Genomic DNA, 19,510 nt, shown 5'->3' with positions numbered 1-19,510 from the left:
CTTTAAAATTTAACCCATATCGCTCAAAAAATTTTTGTTATCTGGATCAAGTCCCGCTATCCTTAGCGCACTTTTATCATTGTTGCTCGGATTCGATTGTCTCGCAACCCAATCCGGTTGTACTCAATGGAGCGTTCACTTATCCAGGACGGATAACGATAATTCTTTCCCCGCGACAAGGCATGAGATAATTCTTTTTTGAAAAGGTAGTGTCTCAATTTGTCCACTATCCTTTTTATTCCATACACTCTGTCTCACGAAACATAGGTAGTCATACATGTCAAAGCTGGTTCTCGTACTCAATTGCGGAAGCTCCTCTTTGAAGTTCGCCATTGTCGACGCACAATCAGGCGATGAGCATCTTACCGGTCTTGCCGAATGCCTTAACCTTCCAGAAGCCCGCATCAAGTGGAAAATGGACGGTAAGCATGAAGCCCAACTGGGCAACGGCGCCGCGCACACTGAAGCCCTCACCTTCATTGTAGACACAATTCTGGCCTCGAAGCCTGAACTGGCCGAGAACTTGGGTGCTATCGGTCACCGCGTTGTTCATGGCGGTGAGCATTTTACCCAGTCAGCATTGATTACGGACGAGGTGCTCAAAGGGATCCACGATGCAGCGAGCTTCGCGCCATTGCACAACCCAGCACATATCGTTGGCATTGAGGCGGCGAAAAAAGCCTTCCCTGCGCTGAAAAATGTCGCTGTTTTCGATACCGCGTATCACCAAACCATGCCAGAAGAAGCTTATCTGTATGCGCTGCCTTATAATCTTTATAAAGAGCACGGCATTCGTCGCTACGGCATGCATGGTACCTCTCACTTCTTTATCGCCAACGCGGCCGCTGAGCAACTTGGCAAGCCTGTCGACGAAGTGAACATCATCAACTGCCACCTTGGTAACGGTGCGTCAGTATGTGCGATTAAAAACGGCAAATCGGTCGATACTTCAATGGGCATGACCCCATTGGAAGGCTTGGTAATGGGCACCCGCTCTGGTGACCTAGACCCAGCGATTATCTTCCACCTGCACGATGCACTCGGTTATAGCGTTGAGCAAATCAACACCATGCTTACCAAAGAGTCTGGCCTGCAAGGCTTGACCGAAGTGACCTCTGACTGCCGCTTTGTTGAAGATAACTACGGCGAGAAAGAAGAAGCAACACGTGCAATGAACGTGTTCTGCCACCGTCTTGCCAAGTACGTAGCCAGCTACACCGCGACCCTCGACGGCCGCCTAGACGCAATTGTCTTCACCGGCGGCATCGGTGAGAACTCAGGCCCAATCCGCGAATTGGTACTCGAGCGCCTAGCTCTGCTGGGTGTGGAGGTCGACAAAGAGCGCAACCTGAAAGCCCGCTTTGGCGGCGAAGGCGTGATCACTACCGACGCAAGCCGCGTGCCTGCGATGGTGATTTCAACCAACGAAGAGTTGGTGATTGCGCAAGACACTGCGCGCCTAACTGGCCTGTAAGACCATTTCCAACGGCTGATTCCACTCAGCCGTTTTTGTATTCGTGCCGGACCATCCGGCACGCCAACCAGATAGTAAGAGGAAGTCAACGTGTCCCGTACTATTATGCTAATTCCAATCGGCTCCGGCGTCGGCCTGACAAGTGTCAGCCTTGGCGTCATGCGAGCGATGGAGCGTAAAGGCGTCCGCGTCTCATTTTTTAAACCGATTGCTCAGCCACATCACGGTAGCGACACTGACGTCACCGATCTGACGACGGAAATCATTCACGCTAACAGTGATATGAAAGTCGCCGAATCGATGTCAATGAACCAAGCCGAAAACCTGCTGCGCTCGGATCAAGAAGATGTGCTGCTCGAAGAAGTGCTCGCGCGCTTTACTCGTGCCACTGAAAACGCAGAAGTTGCGCTCGTCGAAGGCTTGGTCACCACACGTAACCACCCCTTCGCGAACCAGATCAACTACGAGATCGCCAAAACACTGGATGCAGAAATCGTGTTTGTGACCACCCCAGGCACTGACAACCCATCCCAGCTTAAAGAGCGTATCGAGTTTGCCTGCACCAACTTTGGTGGCAGCAAAAACGGCAACATTTCAGGTGTGATCATCAACAAGCTTAACGCGCCTGTTGATGATGCAGGTCGTACGCGCCCTGACCTGTCAGAAATCTTTGACGAAGCGGACGGCGCACGTCCAACTAACGTTGAAGTGATGCAGATTTTCAACTCCAGCCCAATCCGTGTACTGGGTTGTGTGCCATGGAAAATCGACCTGATCGCGACCCGTGCTAGCGATATGGCCAAGCACTTGAACGCCACCATTATCAACGAAGGCGAAATTCACTCACGTCGCATCAAGAGCATTACCTTCTGTGCGCGTTCAATCCCTAATATGGTTGAACACTTCCGCCCAGGCTCCTTGCTCGTGACTTCGGCTGACCGCCCTGACGTGATCGTCGCCGCGTGTCTGGCTGCGATGAACGGCGTAGAAATCGGTGCCTTGTTGCTGACCGGTGGTTATGCCATCCCTGATCAGTTAAAAGCCCTGTGTGACCGCGCGTTTGAAACCGGTCTTCCAGTATTTACCACTGCAGGTAACACCTGGCAGACGTCGCTCAATCTGCAAAGCTTTAGCCTTGAAGTGCCGGCTGACGATAAAGCCCGTGTTGAGTTTGTGAACGACCACGTTGCTGGCCACATTGATGGCAACTGGATTGAATCACTCAGCTCAGGGTCGAACCGCGAACGTCGCCTCAGTCCACCCGCGTTCCGTTATCAGCTGACCGAATTTGCACGTCGAGCCGCTAAGCGCATTGTGCTACCCGAAGGTGACGAGCCACGTACCATCAAGGCCGCCGCTATCTGTGCTGAGCGTAAAATTGCCGAGTGTGTGCTTTTGGGTAACCCAGAAGAAATCAAACGCGTTGCCGATCAGCAAGGTGTCACCTTGGGCGCTGGCGTAGAAATTATCGACCCGGTAAAAGCACGCGATAAATACGTGGCACGCTTGGTCGAGCTGCGTAAGAGCAAAGGTATTACCGAGGTCATTGCCCAAGAACACCTCGAAGATACCGTGGTACTGGGTACCATGATGCTAGAAGCGAACGAAGTGGATGGCCTGGTATCTGGCGCGGTTCACACCACCGCTAACACTATCCGTCCACCGCTGCAAATCATCAAAACCGCACCGAACGCTTCTTTGGTCTCATCAGTATTCTTTATGCTGCTGCCTGAGCAAGTGCTGGTATACGGTGACTGTGCGATTAACCCGGATCCAAATGCTGAACAACTGGCTGAAATCGCGATCCAATCTGCCGATTCTGCCGCGGCATTCGGTATTGAACCTCGCGTAGCGATGATCTCTTACTCGACCGGTAGCTCAGGCAAAGGGGCAGACGTGGATAAAGTCCGCGAAGCCACCCGTCTTGCCCAAGAGAAGCGTCCTGATCTGATCATCGATGGCCCACTGCAGTACGACGCCGCTATCATGGAAAATGTCGCGAAATCAAAAGCGCCAGATTCGCCTGTTGCCGGTAAAGCCACCGTGTTCGTCTTCCCAGACTTGAACACAGGTAACACCACGTACAAAGCAGTACAGCGTTCTGCCGAGTTGGTCTCTATCGGTCCAATGCTACAAGGCATGCGTAAGCCAGTGAACGATCTGTCACGTGGCGCCTTGGTTGACGATATTGTCTATACCGTGGCACTGACAGCGATTCAGGCTAAGCAAGCCGAAGACAACGGCCAAGCGTAACCCACGCTCAGCCCAGAAAGAGCAAAAGCCAGCACATGTTGCTGGCTTTTTTTTGCGTTTAACTTCACAACGTGACGCCCCAAAGCGATCTAGCATAGCCTTTCCATCCTTGTTTTGGAGTCGATGATGGCGATTGATTTTGATCCCTTAGCGTTTAGGCATGCCCTGCACCAATACCCTGAATTGTCTAATCACGAAGCGCAAAGTGCGCGCACCATTGCCGCCCAACTACGCGACTTTGGTCTCACCCCCCATACCGGCGTGGGCGGTCATGGTATTGTGGTAGACATTGCAGGTCGCGAGCCAGGGCCAACCACCTTGTTACGCGCCGATTTTGATGCGTTACCCATTCACGAACACACCCAACTTGATTATGCATCCTGTCACGATGGCATCATGCATGCCTGCGGTCACGATGGCCATGCTGCCGCCTTGCTTGCCGTCGCTGCTCAGCTATGCCAAACACCCCCTAAACAGGGGACTGTCATTCTCGCTTTTCAGCCGGCTGAAGAAACCGGCGAAGGCGCGGCACGTCTGTGTGCCAATCCGCTTTTAGCAACCCGCCACATCGACAATGTCTATGCCTTTCATAATCTGCCAGGCTTTGCCCAACATCAGATAGTGGTGCGCCCAAGTACCTTTGCCTGCGCCTCAACCGGCGTTGCGATTCGGTTGTACGGCAAAACCTCCCATGCCGCTTACCCAGAGCGCGGGGTCAGTCCGGCAAACGCCATGAGTGACGTGATGCGTATGCTCACACAGCTTCCTGACGCTTATCCTTCCACGTTCAGCTTAGTGACGCTAGTTCACGCCCAACTTGGCGACCCCGCGTTTGGCGTTGCGCCCGGCGAGGCCACCGTAATGGCGACCCTACGCAGCGACGACAACGCCACGTTTCATGCCATGCAAACCCGGTTAGTCGATCACGTAAACGCTATCGCCGACCGAGCAAAATTAACCGTGGATCTAAGTTGGCACGAGCCGTTTATTGCCGCCGAAAACAGCACAGCGCATAACCAAGTCGTGGTCAACGCGGCGCAATCGCTGGGGTTAGAGGTTCACTGGCTTAAGGAGCCCATGCGTTGGTCAGAAGATGTCGCCGAATTTCTTGCCCGCTGGCCCGGCGCATTATTTGGCATTGGCAGCGGCGAGCACCACCCACAGCTGCACAACCCTGACTATGACTTCCCGGATGCGATTTTAGCGACCGCCAAAGCACTATTTTGCAGAGTGATTACACACCATCACGGCCGTTAATTACCCCAACGCCAGCCAAAAGCCGACGCCGATCATCAAGGTGCCGGCGATTCGGTTCAGCAATTGCACATTACCCTTTTGCTGCAAAAACTGACGTAAGGTGCGCCCACCGCTGGCATACAACATTAAACAACTGAATTCCGTGCAAAGAATGATCAACACCAGCACGCTCAGCTGGCTGGGCAATGAGATCGCAGGGTTAATAAACGGCGGCAACAGTGAGATCATAAAGGCCCAGCCTTTCGGGTTGGCTATCGCAGTGACAAAACCTTGTGCCGCCAACGATAACGCAGAGATATCATTCGGCGCCGACGTCTCTTCCTTTGGGATTGCCATTTTGCCACGCGATCGCCACATTTGTACGCCGAGATACGCCAGATACGCGCCCCCCACATACTTAAACACTTGAAACACGCTAGGATAGTTCAGCATCACGGCCGCCACCCCTACCACTGACGCAATCGCCACAAGGCCGACGCCAATGAGCTCGCCCCACATCATATGTAGGCTACGCTTAACTCCGATAGTCATCCCCAGGGTCATGGATAGTGTCATACACATTCCCGGTGTGATTGACACAAAAAAGAAGGTGGGAATAAATAGCGTCAACATCGTGGTATCAATCAAGGCAGTTGGCATATCACTTAATCAGAACAAAGGGTTAGAAAGGCTATTAGTGAACACGCTTTAGTCGATGAGATCAAGCACGCTTGAGATCTCGTTGACTGTTTTATTTATAACCAACTGATTAGCCTTATTGCCATTTAGACGTCCAGAAGTAAAAATATCCATTGACTTCATTTTACCTAACTCATAGCATCAATAACCAGAACGACAGCAAGAGCGCGGGATAGACCGCTGAGTCAGTCGGCTGTGATCAAATTTATCGCCAAGGACATGTGATGATTGAGATATCCAAACTCAACAAGGTATTCGAACTCGGGGAGCGCCGAATTCATGCCCTTAACGACATCAACTTATTTATCCCGAAAGGAAAAGTATTTGGTGTGATCGGTGCCTCTGGTGCCGGCAAAAGTACGCTGATCCGAATGGTTAACCTGCTCGAGCGCCCAACCAGCGGCACGGTAAAGGTAGGAGGCGTTAACCTCACCGCGTTATCCAATCGCGATCTGACCCAAGCTCGCCGTCAAATCGGGATGATTTTCCAACACTTTAACCTACTGTCATCGCGATCGGTCTTCGACAACATCGCTCTACCGCTTGAACTGAGCGGCGCGAGCAGTGACGCGATCGAAACCCGAGTCACCGAGTTACTCGATTTAGTTGGTTTAGCCGATAAGCGTCATGTCTATCCGGCTAGCCTCAGTGGCGGACAAAAACAACGTGTCGCGATTGCCCGCGCACTGGCGCCAAGCCCAGACGTATTATTGTGTGATGAAGCCACTAGCGCACTGGATCCTGCTACGACACAATCGATTTTGTCACTGCTACAAACCATTAATGAAAAGCTCAACCTGACCATTTTATTGATCACCCACGAAATGGACGTGGTGAAGCGCATTTGTCACGACGTTGCCATTATTGGTGACGGTGAATTGGTCGAATCTGGCCCAGTGGGCGACATTTTTGCCCATCCGAAATCCGACTTAGCGAAACAATTTATCCGCTCAACCTTGGATTTATCGGTGCCTTATGACTATGCCCAACGCTTAAAAGAAACCTACTTTGACGGCAGCTACCCCTTGGTGCGCCTAGAATTTACCGGCGCTACCGTGGATGATCCATTGATCAGTCAAATATCAAGGCTGTTTGATATCGACATCAGCATTTTAAGCTCTGATATCGACTACGCTGGCGGCGTCAAATTCGGCTTACTACTGGCAGAGATTATGGGCCCGAAAAAAGCGGTCGAAGACGCCATCCACTATCTCAACCAGCACCATGTCAACACGGAGGTACTTGGCTATGTTGATTGATCAACTTATAAATTGGGTCAACGAAAACAACGCCCTGCTTAACTTGCTTGCCGAAGCCACAGGTCAAACTCTGTATATGGTCTTTGCCTCCGGCCTGATAGGCTTTGCCATTGGGATCCCATTAGGTGTGATGCTACACGTCACCAAAAAAGGGGGGCTGCTAGCGCAACCCAAGTTTAACCAAGCGCTCGGCGCGGTGGTGAATATTGGTCGCTCGATCCCCTTTATTATCTTGTTGGTTGCGATTATTCCCTTTACCCGCCTGCTCGTCGGCACCTCGATTGGAACAGCGGCAGCAATTGTCCCGCTGACAGTGGGCGCGATCCCTTTCGTTGCACGTCTGGTCGAAGCGGCGCTTTTAGAGCTGCCACCGGGACTAGAAGAAGCAGCCAAAGCCATGGGCGCTACCCCATTGCAAATTATCTATAAAGTACTCGTGCCCGAAGCGCTACCTGGCATTATTAATGGCGCAACCATTACCTTGGTCACCCTTGTCAGCTACTCTGCTATGGCTGGAGCCGTGGGCGGTGGCGGCCTAGGCGATGTCGGTATCCGCTACGGCTACCAGCGCTTTGATACCACGGTTATGCTGATCACCGTTGTCATGCTAGTCGTGCTGGTACAAGCCATACAATCTTTAGGCGATTACTTGGTACGCCGAACCGATCACCGATAATAAAACACAACACTTACCGTAAACGACGGACAATCTTATCAAGGGAGACAGACAATGAAGACCACCATTAAAACACTTTTAACCACCTTAGGCCTCGCCTCCACACTCCTACTCACCGGGTGCGGAGAAAAAGAGCAAGCCGCTAGCGATGCCAACAGCATCACCGTGGGCGTGATGGCAGGCGAAGAAGCACAAGTGGCCGAGCACGCAGTAAAAGAAGCCAAGAAGTTAGGCCTCGACGTTGAGCTGATCACCTTTACCGATTATGTGTCGCCCAACGCGGCACTCGACGATGGATCGGTTGATGTGAATGCCTTTCAGCACAAACCTTACTTAGATGCGCAAATCAAAGATCGCGGCTACGAGTTTGCGATTGCTGGCAACACCTTTGTGTACCCGATTGCGGCCTATTCTTACAAGCTAGATAGCGTGGCCGATCTCCCAGAAGACGGGCAAATTGCCGTGCCGAATAACCCTGCTAGCCTCGGCCGTTCATTACTACTGCTTGAGCAGCAAGGCATCCTAAAACTCAAAGAAGGTGCTGGCATCAGCGCTACCAAGCTCGATATCGTTGAAAACCCGAAAAACATTGAAATTATTGAACTGGAAGGCCCACAACTGCCTCGCTCACTGGAAGACGTGGATATTGCCATCATCAACAATACCTTTGCCGCTGGCATCGGCCTAACCCCAAGCAAAGACGGCCTGTTTGTTGAAGGGAAGGACTCACCCTACGTAAACCTGATTGTAGCCCGCAAAGACAACGTAGACGCAGAAAACGTCAAGACGTTTGTTAAAGCTTACCAAACTGACGCGGTTTACAACGCGGCGATGGAAATCTTTGACGGCGCGGTGGTGAAAGGCTGGTAAGTCAACCGCTCGAAAAACATCAGCGCCCCGGTGGAGGCATCAAATCTCGTCACCATCGTTCGCAATAAAAACGATAGCAATAGAAACGAAAGCAATAAAAACGCCACAATCACTTGTGGCGTTTTTTTTAATCATGGCGCACTGTCTTTTAACTTGCAGCGGTGACGGGAAGCACGCGTTTTAAAATATCCGCAAGCGTCACCACGCCAATCATTTCCCCCTCTTTACTCACCACCGCAAGCTGAACGCTGGCTTCACGCATGCGCGCTAGCGCTTCGTAGATGGGGGTGTTGGCATCCAAAACATAGGCATTGCGAGCGACATCGCGTGCGAGTCGGTCTGCCGGTTCGAGTAGCGTATCCCGGACGTGAACCACTAACGGCTTAAGCCCTTTGTTGCCAAACACCAAAATACGCAGATGCCCTGACGACACGGCGACAGCGCGCACCTCTGCGACCGTTGCATGTTTATCAACATGTGCCATCACCTGTCCCTGGGTGACCAAGGTTTCGATTGCAATCGAACTCAGATCGATCAACCCCGACAATTGTCGTTGAATCGCTGGTTGCAAGGTACCGACTTTGCCCGAGTGTTCAACCAATTGACGAATGGTTTGAATATCTTGTCCCCCTACCGCGGCGCTTTCTACTGGCTCAACCCCTGAGGCTTTCACCAAGCGATTGGCAATACGGTTGACCCAGCGAAGTAACGGACGTAACGGCCACACATAAGCACGCGAGACAACACCGATTGCCAGTGCTGACTTTTCTGGATGAGCAATCGACCAAGATTTCGGTGCCATCTCACCCACGACGAGGTGCAAAAATGTCACCACGAACAGCGCAAACCCGAAGGCCGCCGCATCAGCCGCCCAAGCGGGCAAGCCAACCGCGAGAAAGACGGGCCCTACCCAGACATCTACCGCCGGCTTGGTGACCGCCCCGAGTGCAAAGGTACAAAAGGTGATCCCTAATTGCGCCCCTGCCAGCATCAAGGTCAAATCATTCATGCCACGCAGCGCTGCCCGCGCCGACCCACTCTCAACCGCCATTTCTTCCAGACGATGTCGACGCGCACCCATCAAGGCAAACTCGATAATGACAAAAAAGCCACTCAATACAATCAAAGCCAGCGTGACAACACTAACCATCAAAGGATCGGTCATTGGTTATCCTCCGCAATGGGCTGCTCGATAAGCGTAACCCGCACTGACGTGGGGATATGTCGCTCGATGCTTAACACATCCACCTCAAGATGACGCACGATCGGCTGACTCTCTGCCAGTTCGGATGGATCAATCGGCAGCGCGATGGTCACCGTGTCCCCTACAGCTGGCAATGCGCCACATGCCGCAATCAATACCCCTGCAATGGTTTCGACATCGTCCCGCGGCAGATCATAGCCAATCGCACGCTCCACTTCGTCGATGTGCACATCACCATCCATCAACCAGACATTGTCACTTTCAGGGATAACCGCCTCGGCATGATCACTATCATGCTCGTCGGTAATTTCTCCCACGATCTCCATGGCCAAATCTTCAATCGTTAATACCCCGGCAAAGCCGCCATATTCATCAATCACACATGCCAGTTGATTGGTCGAACGCACCAACTGATCCAGTGCATTTGGCAACGGCATTAATGTGGGGATAACACTGGCCGGACGCATCACTGACGCCACGGTATCATCCGAATGGGACTCTGTTTTCGCGAGAACGTCTGCCAGATGCACCACGCCCACCGGCGCATCATTATCATCAAGCACCGGATAACGGGTGTGGGCTTGCGCCATCAGCGCCAACAATTCGGACAGCTTGGTTTCTGGCGACACCCAATCAACTTGCGAACGCGGCACCATTGCATGCTCAACATCGCGCGCAGGAAAATCCAGGATCCGATCCATCATCAGTGACAACTCCACCGGCAAATCCCCGCTTTCTCGCGAGTCGGCGATAATATGGTGTAAGTCGTCTTCTGAGGCACTCATATCAAGATCATGTACCGGTTGAATCCCCACAATACGCAGCACCAGGTTGGCCGATTTATCAAAGAAACTGATGATCCAACCAAACACCGACATATAAATCAGTGTCGACCGCGACATCATACGCGCCATGGGTTCAGCATTGGCAATGGCTAAGTTTTTCGGGTAAAGCTCACCCAAAATCATTTGCACAATCATCGCCACCGCAAGCGTCGCCATGGTGCCAATCGCGATCCCCGTTTCCAACGACAGTCCAAGCCGTTGCAATAATACCCCCATCGACTCGCCGACCAGCGGCTCGGCAACAAAGCCCAACACCAAGCCGGTGACCGTGATACCAAGCTGCGCGCCAGATAGCATAAAGCTCGTCCGTTTTGTCACCGCCAGCGCCCGTTTGGCCGATGCATCGCCCGTCGCAGCTAAGGTCGCAAGCTTTGCGCGATCGACCGCCATATAGGCAAACTCTTGCGCCACAAAGTAGCCATTAGCGGCAATAATTAACAAAATAAAGAAAAGACCGAGCAGGAGGGTAATCATAGGTTCAATCATGACTGCATCCTTTGTTGGTGACAACGTACCAGTGAAGGGGAGTGACAATCGACGCGTGTTGGATCCACAAAATATGCCTTATGTAGAAAGAGGAATCGGAGTATATTCTGGTGATATCGATACAGTCTAGTTAATTTTTGTACACCTCACCGTCGCGCGTTTGGTAGCCAAGAGCGGCTGTGCTTTTTTTCAGGAAAATGGTGGGCTTAGCTTGACCCTGCCAGTGGCCGCCCCTCATCATTATTTCTACCATTCTTTGTTCATTTGTGATCATGCGCCTTGAATACACAGGTCCAATGCCGGAACGCCTCGGTTTTCTACTACTCCCCCGCTTTTCGATGATGGCCTTTTTCTCTGCTGTCGAGCCATTGCGTATAGCCAACCAGATCAGCGGCGAATCGCTGTTTGATTGGCAAATGATCAGTGAAGACGGCAAGCCGGTGACGGCGTCCAACGGCATGTCACTGCTGGCCGACACAGCCATCGACGCCGTGCATGATCTTCCCTCACTCGCGGTCTGTAGCGGTTTTGATCCTGAAGCTTACCTTAGTCGTCCTTTGATGCGTTGGCTGCACCGTCTTGATGCGGCAGGCTGTGTGCTGGGCGGACTCGATACCGGCTGCTTTTTGTTGGCCGCTGCCGATCTGCTCAAGGGCGAGCGGGTCACCCTGCATTGGGAAAGTTTGCCCTCGTTTCAAGAGCGCTTCCCAGAGGTGAGAACCTCAGATGAGCTGTTTGAACTGGGACCGCGGCGCTTCTCCTGCGCAGGGGGCGCAGCGGCGATGGACATGGCGCTCGATGTGATAGCGCGTCGTCACGGCAACCAGTTGGCCATCGACGTCTCCGAGCAGCTGGTACACGAGCGCATTCGTACTCGACGCGATCAGCAGCGAATGACGTTAGCGCGCCGCTTGGGCACCCATCGACGACGTCTGGTCGACGCGGTGGATGTGATGGAGCGCCATATAGAATCACCCTTGTCCTTGGCAGAAGTCGCTGAGCGCAGTGGTATCTCGCTGCGTCACCTACAACGCCTTTTTGACAGCGAGCTTAATCAGTCGCCGCGCAGCTGGTATTTAGGATTGCGGCTAGATCGTGCCCGTTACTTGCTTAAAGAAACCGATCTCGATGTGTTAACGGTGGGATTGGCCTGTGGCTTTAGCTCAAGCTCGAGTTTTTCCCGCGCGTTTCGCACCCATTACGGCGTGTCACCGCGCGAGATGCGCAAAGCCCAAAGCCAGTAAAAGAAGAAAAACAAGATAGATAAAAAAGCCGCTCACCCCACCACCTTAATCGGCAACGGAATGAGCAGCTTGTTTCGCGGCTAGCTTTTTTTAGCCGCGACGAGCGAGCGGCGCGATTCACCAAACAGTGAGATCAGCACCCCGGCGGTCATCACCAGGATCACCACGCTCAGTGGCAAGGCCGCGGCGATCAATGCTGTTTGTAGCGCTTTAAGGCCGCCGGCCATCAGCAGCGTTGCAGCGACTAAGCCAATCACCACGCCCCAAAGCACCCGGAAACGCTTCGGTGGCTCTTCATCACCCAGTGACAAAATCGTCGTCAGCACTAAGGTGCCTGAATCAGACGAGGTCACAAACCAGCTCATCAACAAGAACACCATCAGGGCTGAGAGTATCCAGCCGAACATCCCAGAACCTACGATCCCATCCGCTGCGGCAAATAATGCGGCGGGAAGCTCCCAAGCGTTCACCAAATCGATGATCCCAGCACTGCCGACGCCACCACTGGCATACAGCTCTTGGTAGATGGCATTACCGCCGAAGATAACCAGCCAGACAAAGATCAGTAAGGTGGGCACAAATAAGACCCCTAACACAAACTCACGCAGAGTGCGCCCTTTGGAAATACGCGCGATAAACAGACCCACGAACGGCGCCCAAGCCAGCCACCAGCCCCAATAGAAAATGGTCCAGGCCTGCTGCCACTCCACCGTGCCCGGCTCATCAGCAAACCACAGCCCCATCGGAATAAAGTTAATTGCATAATCGAGCAAGGTTTCGCCGAACGCGCTGATCAGCCAAAGTGTGGGGCCGCCAATGAAAAAGATACCGACTACCAGCACCGACACCCAAATGTTCATCTGGGAGATAATACGGATCCCACGGCGCACCCCGGATACCGCCGACACAATCGAGATCGCCGAAATCACTGCAATCAAGATCAACTGCGTCGACAAACCGGAGGTCATACCGATCAGGCGCTCCAGCCCCACCGCCATTTGACTGACGCCGAGACCGAGTGAGGTCGCGACGCCGAACACGCAACCCAGTACACCGAGGATATCGAAAAGATGCCCCCAAGCGCCGTAAATGCGCTCGCCAATGAAAGGATAAAGCGCCGAGCGCAGCGCCAGTGGCAGTTGCTTACGGTAGGCAAAATACGCCAGCGACATGCCGACAATCACGTAGATAGCCCAACCATGCAGCCCCCAGTGGAAAACGGTGACCCGCAGCGCATCGATGGCACGCTCGTAACCAATGGCGGCCGCGCCTGCCATATCGGCGTGGGGATTGTTGGGATAACCAAATCCGCCGGTGTTATCGAGGTAAAAAATGGGTTCGGCCACCCCAAAAAACAGGATGCCGATACCGATGCCAGCAGAGAACAGCATCGAGAACCAAGAGAAGTTGCTAAACTCCGGACGGCTGTCGTCAGGGCCGAGGCGCACATTGCCGTACTTGCTGAAAACGATAAAACCGCACACGGTCAATAACAGCATCACAGTGACCAGGTAGTAGCCACTAAAGGTGCTTTCAATCCAGGTGCGCGTCGCACCAAACAGGACGCTGGCCGTCTCCGATTGAAAGCCGGTAAACAGCACAAAAGCCAGCACCAGCAGTGCAGAGCAAATGGTCATGCCACGATGCATGCCCTGAAAGAAGCCATCCTGAGCAAGCTCGGTGACGGTATAATCGGTCGATGTTTCAGCCTGGTGGCTGTCACGACGCTTGGATGAGTGTGGTGGGGTTGGCGTAGCGATAATAAATCCTCCTTGAGCCGGAAGTCGGGCCGGCGATCCCGTTAACCGCTCAGCCTCTACTGAGCGGGACTTGATAACTCTTTAGCGCCCGATGGCAGCGTCGTTCAATACCGCTTGGGTAACCCGATACGACGGCCGGCACTCTCGGGCCAATCACTCTCAACCGCGCAAGGCAGTGTCTCGATGAGATTGGCCACAACATCTGGAAAAGGCGCGGGGCGACCGGTTTGCGTATCGATGCCCATCAGCATCTGCTCGCTGGTGGCCAGCACCTCACCTTGGCTATCACACATTTGCATAAACACGTGCAGGCGCTTTTGATCACGCGCTAACACGGTCACGTCGACCACCAAGGTCTGGCCTTGATGCGCCTCACGTCGGTAACACAAATGGGTTTCTAGGGTATAAATGGTATAGCGATGCTGGGTGCGGCCGGCGTCATCCAAGCCAATAGTGGCCATTAGCGCATCGACACCCAGCGAGAACACGCGCGCGTACTCGGCGTCGTTCATGTGCCCGTTATAATCGACCCATTCTGGCGCGACGTCTATAGTTAATAGTGCCATTAGATGCGCCCTTCCAAGCCTTCAGCCTCTGGCCAATACTTCTGCGCCAAGTCTAAAAGCTCGACCAAAAACGCGTCACGGCGACGGTCTAGCTCAGAAACGGGACGACCCGCGGCTTGGTGTTCACAGCCTTTGACCACTTTATCAATCAATTCATCAGTCAGCTCAGGCGCTTCAAGCTTGGTCCACGGCAGTTTTAGCGCCGGGCCGAACTGCTCTAGCATATGGCGCATGCCCTGCTCACCACCGGCTAGGTGGAAGGTTAAGAAGGTGCCCATCAGTGACCAGCGCAGGCCACAGCCGTAAACCACTGCCGCATCAATCTCTTCGGTGGTAGCCACCCCATCGTTCACCAGGTGCAAGGCTTCACGCCACAGCGCTTCCATCAAGCGGTCTGCAATATGCCCCTCGATTTCACGCTTAACCACCAAGGGACGCATTGCCAGCGCTTGGTAAAGTGCATGGGCGCAGTCAATATGATCCGGTTGGGTGGCCTCGCCGCCCACTAATTCAACCAGCGGCAACAAATACACCGGATTGAATGGATGCGCTACCATCACCCGCCCTGGGTGGTTATGACAATCCGTCTGCAGCTCGGTGGGTTTAAAACCAGAGGTCGATGAGCCAATAATCGCGCTTGGCGCCGCGGCAGCATCAATCGCCGCCAAAGTTTGGCGCTTAATATCGATGCGCTCCGGCACGTTCTCTTGGATCAGGTCGGCCTCTTTCACCGCCTGCTCAAGGCTATCAACAAAGGTTAACCGAGCAGGGTCCGCACCGACGGCAAGGCCCAGTTTTTCTAACGATGGCCAGGCATTGGCCACGAACGCACGGGTGCGAGTGGGCGCTTGTGGGTCAGGGTCATAGGCAACCACGTCCCAACCTTGCGCCAAGGCACGCGCAATCCAGCCATTACCAATCACGCCAGTGCCGATGACCGCTAACTGCTTGCTCATTGGTCACCTCCTTCAACCGGCTTGCCCGTCTTAGGGTCAACCAGTTTCAGCGCGGCGCGCGTTTGTGCAGGCGTCATAATGCGACCGCCAAGGTTTTCAATGATGGTGCTCGCCTTTTCTACCAAGCCGCCGTTGGTCGCCATTACCCCTTTTTCTAAGTAGAGGTTATCTTCCAAGCCCACGCGGGCATGGCCACCCAGCAACATGGCTTGCGCCACCATCGGCATCTGATGACGACCAATTCCAAACGCCGCCCAGTTGGCGTTTTCAGGCAGCTTATTGCGCATTGCCAGCATGGTTTCGGTGTCCGCTTCTGCGCCCCATGGAATGCCTAAGCAAAGCTGAAACAGCGGATCGCCCTCGAGCAAGCCTTCTTTTTGTAGCTGACGCGCAAACCACACGTGGCCTAAGTCAAAGCATTCCAGCTCTGCTTTCACGCCCGCAGCCTGCACCATACGGGCTTGCTCACGTAGCCAGTCAGCGGTGTTGATGTACACCATGTCGCCAAAATTTAGGCTGCCGCAATCTAGGGTACATAGCTCAGGCAATAGCTCGCCCACTGGCGCATGACGCTCGGCTGGGGTTTGCATATCGGAGCCCGGGCCACCACGGCTTGGGTCTTGAGCATCCGGCACCCAATCACCGCCGCCACCGCCGGTGATGTTCATGACAATATCGACGTCTGATTCGCGAACGCGCTCCATCACCTCACGGAAGTGATCAATGTTGTGGCTAATGCCGCCCGTTTCAGGGTCACGCACGTGAATATGAGCGACACTGGCACCAGCACGCGCCGCCTCAATACAGTTGTCAGCAATCTGTTTTGGCGTGATTGGCACATTGGGGTTTTTGCCCGTGGTATCGCCCGCACCGGTGACGGCGCAGGTAAGAATGACGCTGCGATTCATGTTCGGCCTCTTGTCGCTTGATTAAACTGGCCACAGTGTGTCGGGAATAACACGTCACAACTTGACACTAGGCGACATAAAAGACGCATAAAGAGACATTATGGGGAGTATCGAGGGGTTTGGTGGACGTGAATAGCGGGCTCACTACTTAACCATTGCGTGAAGCTCATTCAAAAAAAAATCAAACCATTATTAATAGGCAGGCATTAAGCGTGTATTCTGGCGGCAATCAAGTTAATGAGGACACACTGTGAAGTCAGATAAGTACCTTTCAGTCATCACTTTTTACGTGGTTATCTTAGCGCTATCAATTGCAAGCGGCTATCAGTACATTGGTGACTTTATTGAAAAGGGGATAAACTCCGCGGGTACGTTTATTAGCTATTTTGTGTTAATCGCTTTGTTTTCTATTTACAAAGGGGTTTCTTTATTCACTCGAAAGCAACTGCTTTTTCTCGCCGTTTTATCAGTATTGATCACACTCACCTCTTACTTATACCCGTATTTTAAGTACTCAGAGCAAAACCCAAGCGACTTAATGTCAACATTTTCTTATGACCTCGTACTAAACGTGATAGTTTTCACTCTGCTTTTTAAAGAATCAAGGCGTGAACGTAGCCAAAGCATTCCCGAGCAGAAAATTATCTAGGGCCAAGCTACACTGTCATCAGTGACCCAATTGATCCATTCGCATGGAGACAGCCCGTTATGACGACAACGCCCAAACCTCCATTACATACTTTTGATCCAGCGGAGCTCTTGGACAACCAAGAAGCACTTCAAGCTTACCTAGACGAGGCGGTGCAAACGGGCGATCCCGCATTTATCGCCGACGCTCTGGGTGTGGTCGCACGCGCCAAAGGAATGGCAGATATTGCTAAGCAAACTGGTCTTTCACGAGAAACGCTCTACCGCACACTCAGCCAAAAAGGCAGTCCCTCAAGATACTGATCGCGATGGTGAATGCGTTAGGGGTGGCGTTGAGGCTTTGGTGGGTCTATTCAACAAACGCGTATTAATCACTGTGGCGCTGCTGTCAAAGGTTGATAAGCCAGCCGATACAATCCATCAAATGAGTGAGCCCGCGCTGAATAGTGCGGGCTTTTTGCTATGAAGTAATAATGCTGCGCGTCGATTGAATAGAAGCGTAGCGATCTCCCAACGCTGCCATTGATACTGTATGAACAGAGCGTTCATCAATAGTGCTTCCTTGCTGATCCGGTAATGAGCGTGACGCACAGGCATCTTCACAAACGATCACTTCATACCCGCGCTCTAGAGCACTAATCGTCGTCGCCATAACGCACATGTGACTCATAAAGCCTGCAACCAAAATTTGAGTACAACCGCTTCGTTTTAAGGCGCTTTCAAGCTTTGTGTTATAAAACGAGCTAGGTAGTGTCTTATGTATCACCTTCTCGCTGGAAATAGGTGCCATGCAGCTGACTACATCAGACAGCTCACTATCACAGTTAAAAACGGGTGAGCTTGAACTCCCTTTGTGTAAAACATGAAAAATCGGAACAGACAGATGGCGTGCTCTATCAAGGATTTTTTGGGCATTAAACAATGCCTTTTCTCCAGCTTCGCCTAAAGGCAAGGCACCTTGCACATATTCATTCTGATAGTCGATAAAAATAACCGCTACACTTTCCCAATTGACTTTACAGTTACTCGCTCCGGCAATATCTCTGAGTGTTTTAATCTCATTCATCGTCTTTCTCCTCGAAAACTAAGCCGATTATATCCACCTGCCGAAGCGGATTAAGTGCTATTGATGCACATGGGATGTGCAAAAATGCTTATCAGTGAAGCACTAGTCTTTAACTTACCTATTTTGGTATAACGAGGGGTGTGGAAAGCAGCTAAATCATGGTTTGACATATCTTTGCCACTTCATCCATTACAATTTTCTTTGACGTGGAGGCATGCGTTCTTTTCGAGGAAAGTATCCAAATATCACGCTTTATGGGTTGGTCGGGCTCCAAAGTCACCAAAGGGCTGGAGCGAAGGGTTATCTCGGGTAATAGCGCAATACCATAGCCAAGCTCTGCCGCCTTTTTCTGTAGAGATACAGTATCAGCCTGAAATCGAATTGACTTAAGGCCATGTTTTTCTATTAAAAATTGACATTCTCTTAAATGGCTCAGCTCAGAGGTATAAGTGACAATATTCACTGACTCACCGTTTTTCAACCTCTCAATCCAAAACGCGTTTCCTGCAATCAGAAAGGAACATTCTCCCACTTTTTTACATATGGACTCTCCTTGCTTAGGTAGTCCCATTCTTAACGCAATATCAACCTCTTGCTTCGATACATTCAGATTCCTAGTCGATGTATCTACCTCTATTCTCAGTTCTGGAAAACGGTCTTGAAGACTTTTCAGCTGCTCAACGAGCATGCTCTCAGCTAAAAATGGCACCATCGAAATCTTCACGGACTGGTTAAAACGAGCGTCTGGAGAAATTGATTCCGATAATCCATCAACCTCATCTCTCACAATCACAGAGCGCTCATAGAGCAATTCGCCCTCTATTGAGGGCGTAAACCCATCTCCAGTACGATCGAAAAGGTTGATTCGTAAGGCGTCTTCAAGCCGATTAATACGCCTTGAAATCGTCGCATGGTTTACATTTAACCTCGCTGCTGCGTCGCTGACTTTGCCCGACTCATAAAGCGCCAGAAAGTACTTTAAATCGTCCCAATTTATCACCGAGAAGCTCTCCTAAAGATCAGATAAAAATGCAAACTCAATAAAAGCGTCCAACTATGCAGCCTAACACATAAAAACCTAAACATATGATATTGCCAAACAAACTAGTCTTTCACGAGAGGCGTGCTATCGCACACTCAGCCCAAAAGGCAATCCCTCAAGACACTGATGGCGATTGTGAATGCGTTAGGAGTGGCGTTGAGGCTTATAAATGGTCAGAAATCATTTAGAATCATTAAGTAAATTAGCAAGGAGTGGATAACTATAATTATGGAAAGTCACTTAGCTTGTGTTCATTATTGATGATGAGGAGCACTGCGTTTCAGTCTATGCTAGGAGACCAATAAATTTCAATTTAAT

Annotated in this window: 18 protein-coding genes; 9 read left to right on the top strand and 9 right to left on the bottom strand. The window is 51.9% G+C overall.

Features of this window, described 5'->3' with window-relative positions; translation table 11 throughout:
- Positions 1 to 277: 277 nt before the first annotated feature.
- The 3 genes from BZG80_RS11715 to BZG80_RS11705 all read left to right on the top strand — a co-directional run bounded on the left by BZG80_RS11715 (position 278) and on the right by BZG80_RS11705 (position 4,984).
- A complete protein-coding gene (locus BZG80_RS11715) occupies positions 278 to 1,474 on the top strand; it encodes an acetate kinase (protein WP_077575897.1) in 1,197 nt (398 codons plus the stop codon).
- 105 nt (positions 1,475 to 1,579) lie between these two features.
- Positions 1,580 to 3,727 (top strand): phosphate acetyltransferase, encoded by a 2,148-nt coding sequence (gene pta, locus BZG80_RS11710; RefSeq protein WP_077679413.1) that lies wholly within the window; start codon positions 1,580 to 1,582, stop codon positions 3,725 to 3,727.
- 126 nt (positions 3,728 to 3,853) lie between these two features.
- Positions 3,854 to 4,984 carry an amidohydrolase gene (locus BZG80_RS11705; protein WP_241833903.1) on the top strand — a complete coding sequence of 377 codons (1,131 nt, stop codon included), beginning with the start codon at positions 3,854 to 3,856 and terminating at the stop codon, positions 4,982 to 4,984.
- Here BZG80_RS11705 and BZG80_RS11700 read toward each other — a convergent pair whose 3' ends face one another.
- Positions 4,985 to 5,623, bottom strand: a complete 639-nt coding sequence (locus BZG80_RS11700) for a LysE family translocator (RefSeq protein WP_077575900.1) — start codon at positions 5,621 to 5,623, stop codon at positions 4,985 to 4,987.
- Between the two features lie 263 nt (positions 5,624 to 5,886).
- On the opposite strand from BZG80_RS11700, the gene metN reads away from it, so the two are divergent.
- Genes metN through metQ form a run of 3 tightly spaced genes read left to right on the top strand, consistent with a single transcriptional unit; the run spans position 5,887 to position 8,467 of the window.
- Complete coding sequence (gene metN, locus BZG80_RS11695; protein WP_077575901.1) at positions 5,887 to 6,921, top strand: methionine ABC transporter ATP-binding protein MetN; 1,035 nt, start codon at positions 5,887 to 5,889, stop codon at positions 6,919 to 6,921.
- Positions 6,911 to 7,597, top strand: a complete 687-nt coding sequence (locus BZG80_RS11690) for a methionine ABC transporter permease (RefSeq protein ID WP_021023981.1) — start codon at positions 6,911 to 6,913, stop codon at positions 7,595 to 7,597. The genes metN and BZG80_RS11690 overlap by 11 nt, the downstream gene beginning before the upstream one ends.
- Before the next feature lie 54 nt (positions 7,598 to 7,651).
- The gene (gene metQ / locus BZG80_RS11685) at positions 7,652 to 8,467 is read left to right on the top strand and encodes a methionine ABC transporter substrate-binding lipoprotein MetQ (RefSeq protein ID WP_077460093.1); all 816 of its coding nucleotides are present in this window, start codon (positions 7,652 to 7,654) and stop codon (positions 8,465 to 8,467) included.
- Between the two features lie 148 nt (positions 8,468 to 8,615).
- On the opposite strand, the gene BZG80_RS11680 is transcribed toward metQ, so the two are convergent.
- Together BZG80_RS11680 and BZG80_RS11675 are read right to left on the bottom strand one after the other, a co-directional pair.
- Positions 8,616 to 9,632, bottom strand: coding sequence for a CNNM domain-containing protein (locus tag BZG80_RS11680; protein ID WP_077679411.1), 1,017 nt, complete (start codon positions 9,630 to 9,632; stop codon positions 8,616 to 8,618).
- Entirely contained in the window at positions 9,629 to 11,002 is a 1,374-nt protein-coding gene (locus BZG80_RS11675) for a hemolysin family protein (RefSeq protein ID WP_077679410.1), read from the bottom strand. The genes BZG80_RS11680 and BZG80_RS11675 overlap by 4 nt, the downstream gene beginning before the upstream one ends.
- A gap of 296 nt (positions 11,003 to 11,298) precedes the next feature.
- Between BZG80_RS11675 and BZG80_RS11670 the strand changes: the two genes are divergently transcribed.
- On the top strand, positions 11,299 to 12,246 hold the full coding sequence (locus tag BZG80_RS11670) for a GlxA family transcriptional regulator (protein WP_198532949.1): 948 nt from the start codon (positions 11,299 to 11,301) through the stop codon (positions 12,244 to 12,246).
- Between the two features lie 80 nt (positions 12,247 to 12,326).
- Here the strand turns inward: BZG80_RS11670 and BZG80_RS11665 are convergent, their stop codons facing one another.
- From BZG80_RS11665 to BZG80_RS11650, 4 genes are all read right to left on the bottom strand, one after another.
- On the bottom strand, positions 12,327 to 13,883 hold the full coding sequence (locus BZG80_RS11665) for a BCCT family transporter (RefSeq protein WP_198532948.1): 1,557 nt from the start codon (positions 13,881 to 13,883) through the stop codon (positions 12,327 to 12,329).
- Between the two features lie 227 nt (positions 13,884 to 14,110).
- Positions 14,111 to 14,572, bottom strand: a complete 462-nt coding sequence (locus BZG80_RS11660) for a thioesterase family protein (protein WP_077575905.1) — start codon at positions 14,570 to 14,572, stop codon at positions 14,111 to 14,113.
- Positions 14,572 to 15,528, bottom strand: a complete 957-nt coding sequence (locus BZG80_RS11655; protein ID WP_077679407.1) for an L-carnitine dehydrogenase — start codon at positions 15,526 to 15,528, stop codon at positions 14,572 to 14,574. The genes BZG80_RS11660 and BZG80_RS11655 overlap by 1 nt, the downstream gene beginning before the upstream one ends.
- Positions 15,525 to 16,436 carry a 3-keto-5-aminohexanoate cleavage protein gene (locus BZG80_RS11650; RefSeq protein ID WP_077575907.1) on the bottom strand — a complete coding sequence of 304 codons (912 nt, stop codon included), beginning with the start codon at positions 16,434 to 16,436 and terminating at the stop codon, positions 15,525 to 15,527. Before BZG80_RS11650 ends, BZG80_RS11655 begins: the two co-directional genes overlap by 4 nt.
- A 250-nt stretch (positions 16,437 to 16,686) precedes the next feature.
- On the opposite strand from BZG80_RS11650, the gene BZG80_RS11645 reads away from it, so the two are divergent.
- Both BZG80_RS11645 and BZG80_RS11640 read left to right on the top strand, forming a co-directional pair.
- Positions 16,687 to 17,085 (top strand): hypothetical protein, encoded by a 399-nt coding sequence (locus BZG80_RS11645; protein WP_077679406.1) that lies wholly within the window; start codon positions 16,687 to 16,689, stop codon positions 17,083 to 17,085.
- A 59-nt stretch (positions 17,086 to 17,144) separates the two neighbouring features.
- Entirely contained in the window at positions 17,145 to 17,387 is a 243-nt protein-coding gene (locus BZG80_RS11640) for an addiction module antidote protein (RefSeq protein ID WP_077679405.1), read from the top strand.
- 157 nt (positions 17,388 to 17,544) lie between these two features.
- On the opposite strand, the gene BZG80_RS11635 is transcribed toward BZG80_RS11640, so the two are convergent.
- Together BZG80_RS11635 and BZG80_RS11630 are read right to left on the bottom strand one after the other, a co-directional pair.
- Positions 17,545 to 18,150, bottom strand: coding sequence for a cysteine hydrolase family protein (locus tag BZG80_RS11635; protein ID WP_077679404.1), 606 nt, complete (start codon positions 18,148 to 18,150; stop codon positions 17,545 to 17,547).
- Between the two features lie 151 nt (positions 18,151 to 18,301).
- Positions 18,302 to 19,150, bottom strand: coding sequence for a LysR family transcriptional regulator (locus tag BZG80_RS11630; RefSeq protein WP_077679403.1), 849 nt, complete (start codon positions 19,148 to 19,150; stop codon positions 18,302 to 18,304).
- Positions 19,151 to 19,510: the final 360 nt, after the last annotated feature.

This window comes from Salinivibrio sp. MA440 (assembly GCF_001996265.1).
GTDB classification, from domain to species: domain Bacteria; phylum Pseudomonadota; class Gammaproteobacteria; order Enterobacterales; family Vibrionaceae; genus Salinivibrio; species Salinivibrio costicola.
This window is presented reverse-complemented; position numbering and strand designations above follow the sequence as displayed.

Bases quoted from the DNA above. Each gene is read 5' to 3' on its own strand.
- BZG80_RS11715 (WP_077575897.1), top strand. From the start codon at position 278: ATGTCAAAGCTGGTTCTCGTACTCAATTGCGGAAGCTCCTCTTTGAAG.
- pta (WP_077679413.1), top strand. From the start codon at position 1,580: ATGCTAATTCCAATCGGCTCCGGCGTCGGCCTGACAAGTGTCAGCCTT.
- BZG80_RS11705 (WP_241833903.1), top strand. From the start codon at position 3,854: ATGGCGATTGATTTTGATCCCTTAGCGTTTAGGCATGCCCTGCACCAA.
- BZG80_RS11700 (WP_077575900.1), bottom strand. From the start codon at position 5,623: ATGCCAACTGCCTTGATTGATACCACGATGTTGACGCTATTTATTCCC.
- metN (WP_077575901.1), top strand. From the start codon at position 5,887: ATGATTGAGATATCCAAACTCAACAAGGTATTCGAACTCGGGGAGCGC.
- BZG80_RS11690 (WP_021023981.1), top strand. From the start codon at position 6,911: ATGTTGATTGATCAACTTATAAATTGGGTCAACGAAAACAACGCCCTG.
- metQ (WP_077460093.1), top strand. From the start codon at position 7,652: ATGAAGACCACCATTAAAACACTTTTAACCACCTTAGGCCTCGCCTCC.
- BZG80_RS11680 (WP_077679411.1), bottom strand. From the start codon at position 9,632: ATGACCGATCCTTTGATGGTTAGTGTTGTCACGCTGGCTTTGATTGTA.
- BZG80_RS11675 (WP_077679410.1), bottom strand. From the start codon at position 11,002: ATGATTGAACCTATGATTACCCTCCTGCTCGGTCTTTTCTTTATTTTG.
- BZG80_RS11670 (WP_198532949.1), top strand. From the start codon at position 11,299: ATGCCGGAACGCCTCGGTTTTCTACTACTCCCCCGCTTTTCGATGATG.
- BZG80_RS11665 (WP_198532948.1), bottom strand. From the start codon at position 13,883: ATGACCATTTGCTCTGCACTGCTGGTGCTGGCTTTTGTGCTGTTTACC.
- BZG80_RS11660 (WP_077575905.1), bottom strand. From the start codon at position 14,572: ATGGCACTATTAACTATAGACGTCGCGCCAGAATGGGTCGATTATAAC.
- BZG80_RS11655 (WP_077679407.1), bottom strand. From the start codon at position 15,528: ATGAGCAAGCAGTTAGCGGTCATCGGCACTGGCGTGATTGGTAATGGC.
- BZG80_RS11650 (WP_077575907.1), bottom strand. From the start codon at position 16,436: ATGAATCGCAGCGTCATTCTTACCTGCGCCGTCACCGGTGCGGGCGAT.
- BZG80_RS11640 (WP_077679405.1), top strand. From the start codon at position 17,145: ATGACGACAACGCCCAAACCTCCATTACATACTTTTGATCCAGCGGAG.
- BZG80_RS11635 (WP_077679404.1), bottom strand. From the start codon at position 18,150: ATGAATGAGATTAAAACACTCAGAGATATTGCCGGAGCGAGTAACTGT.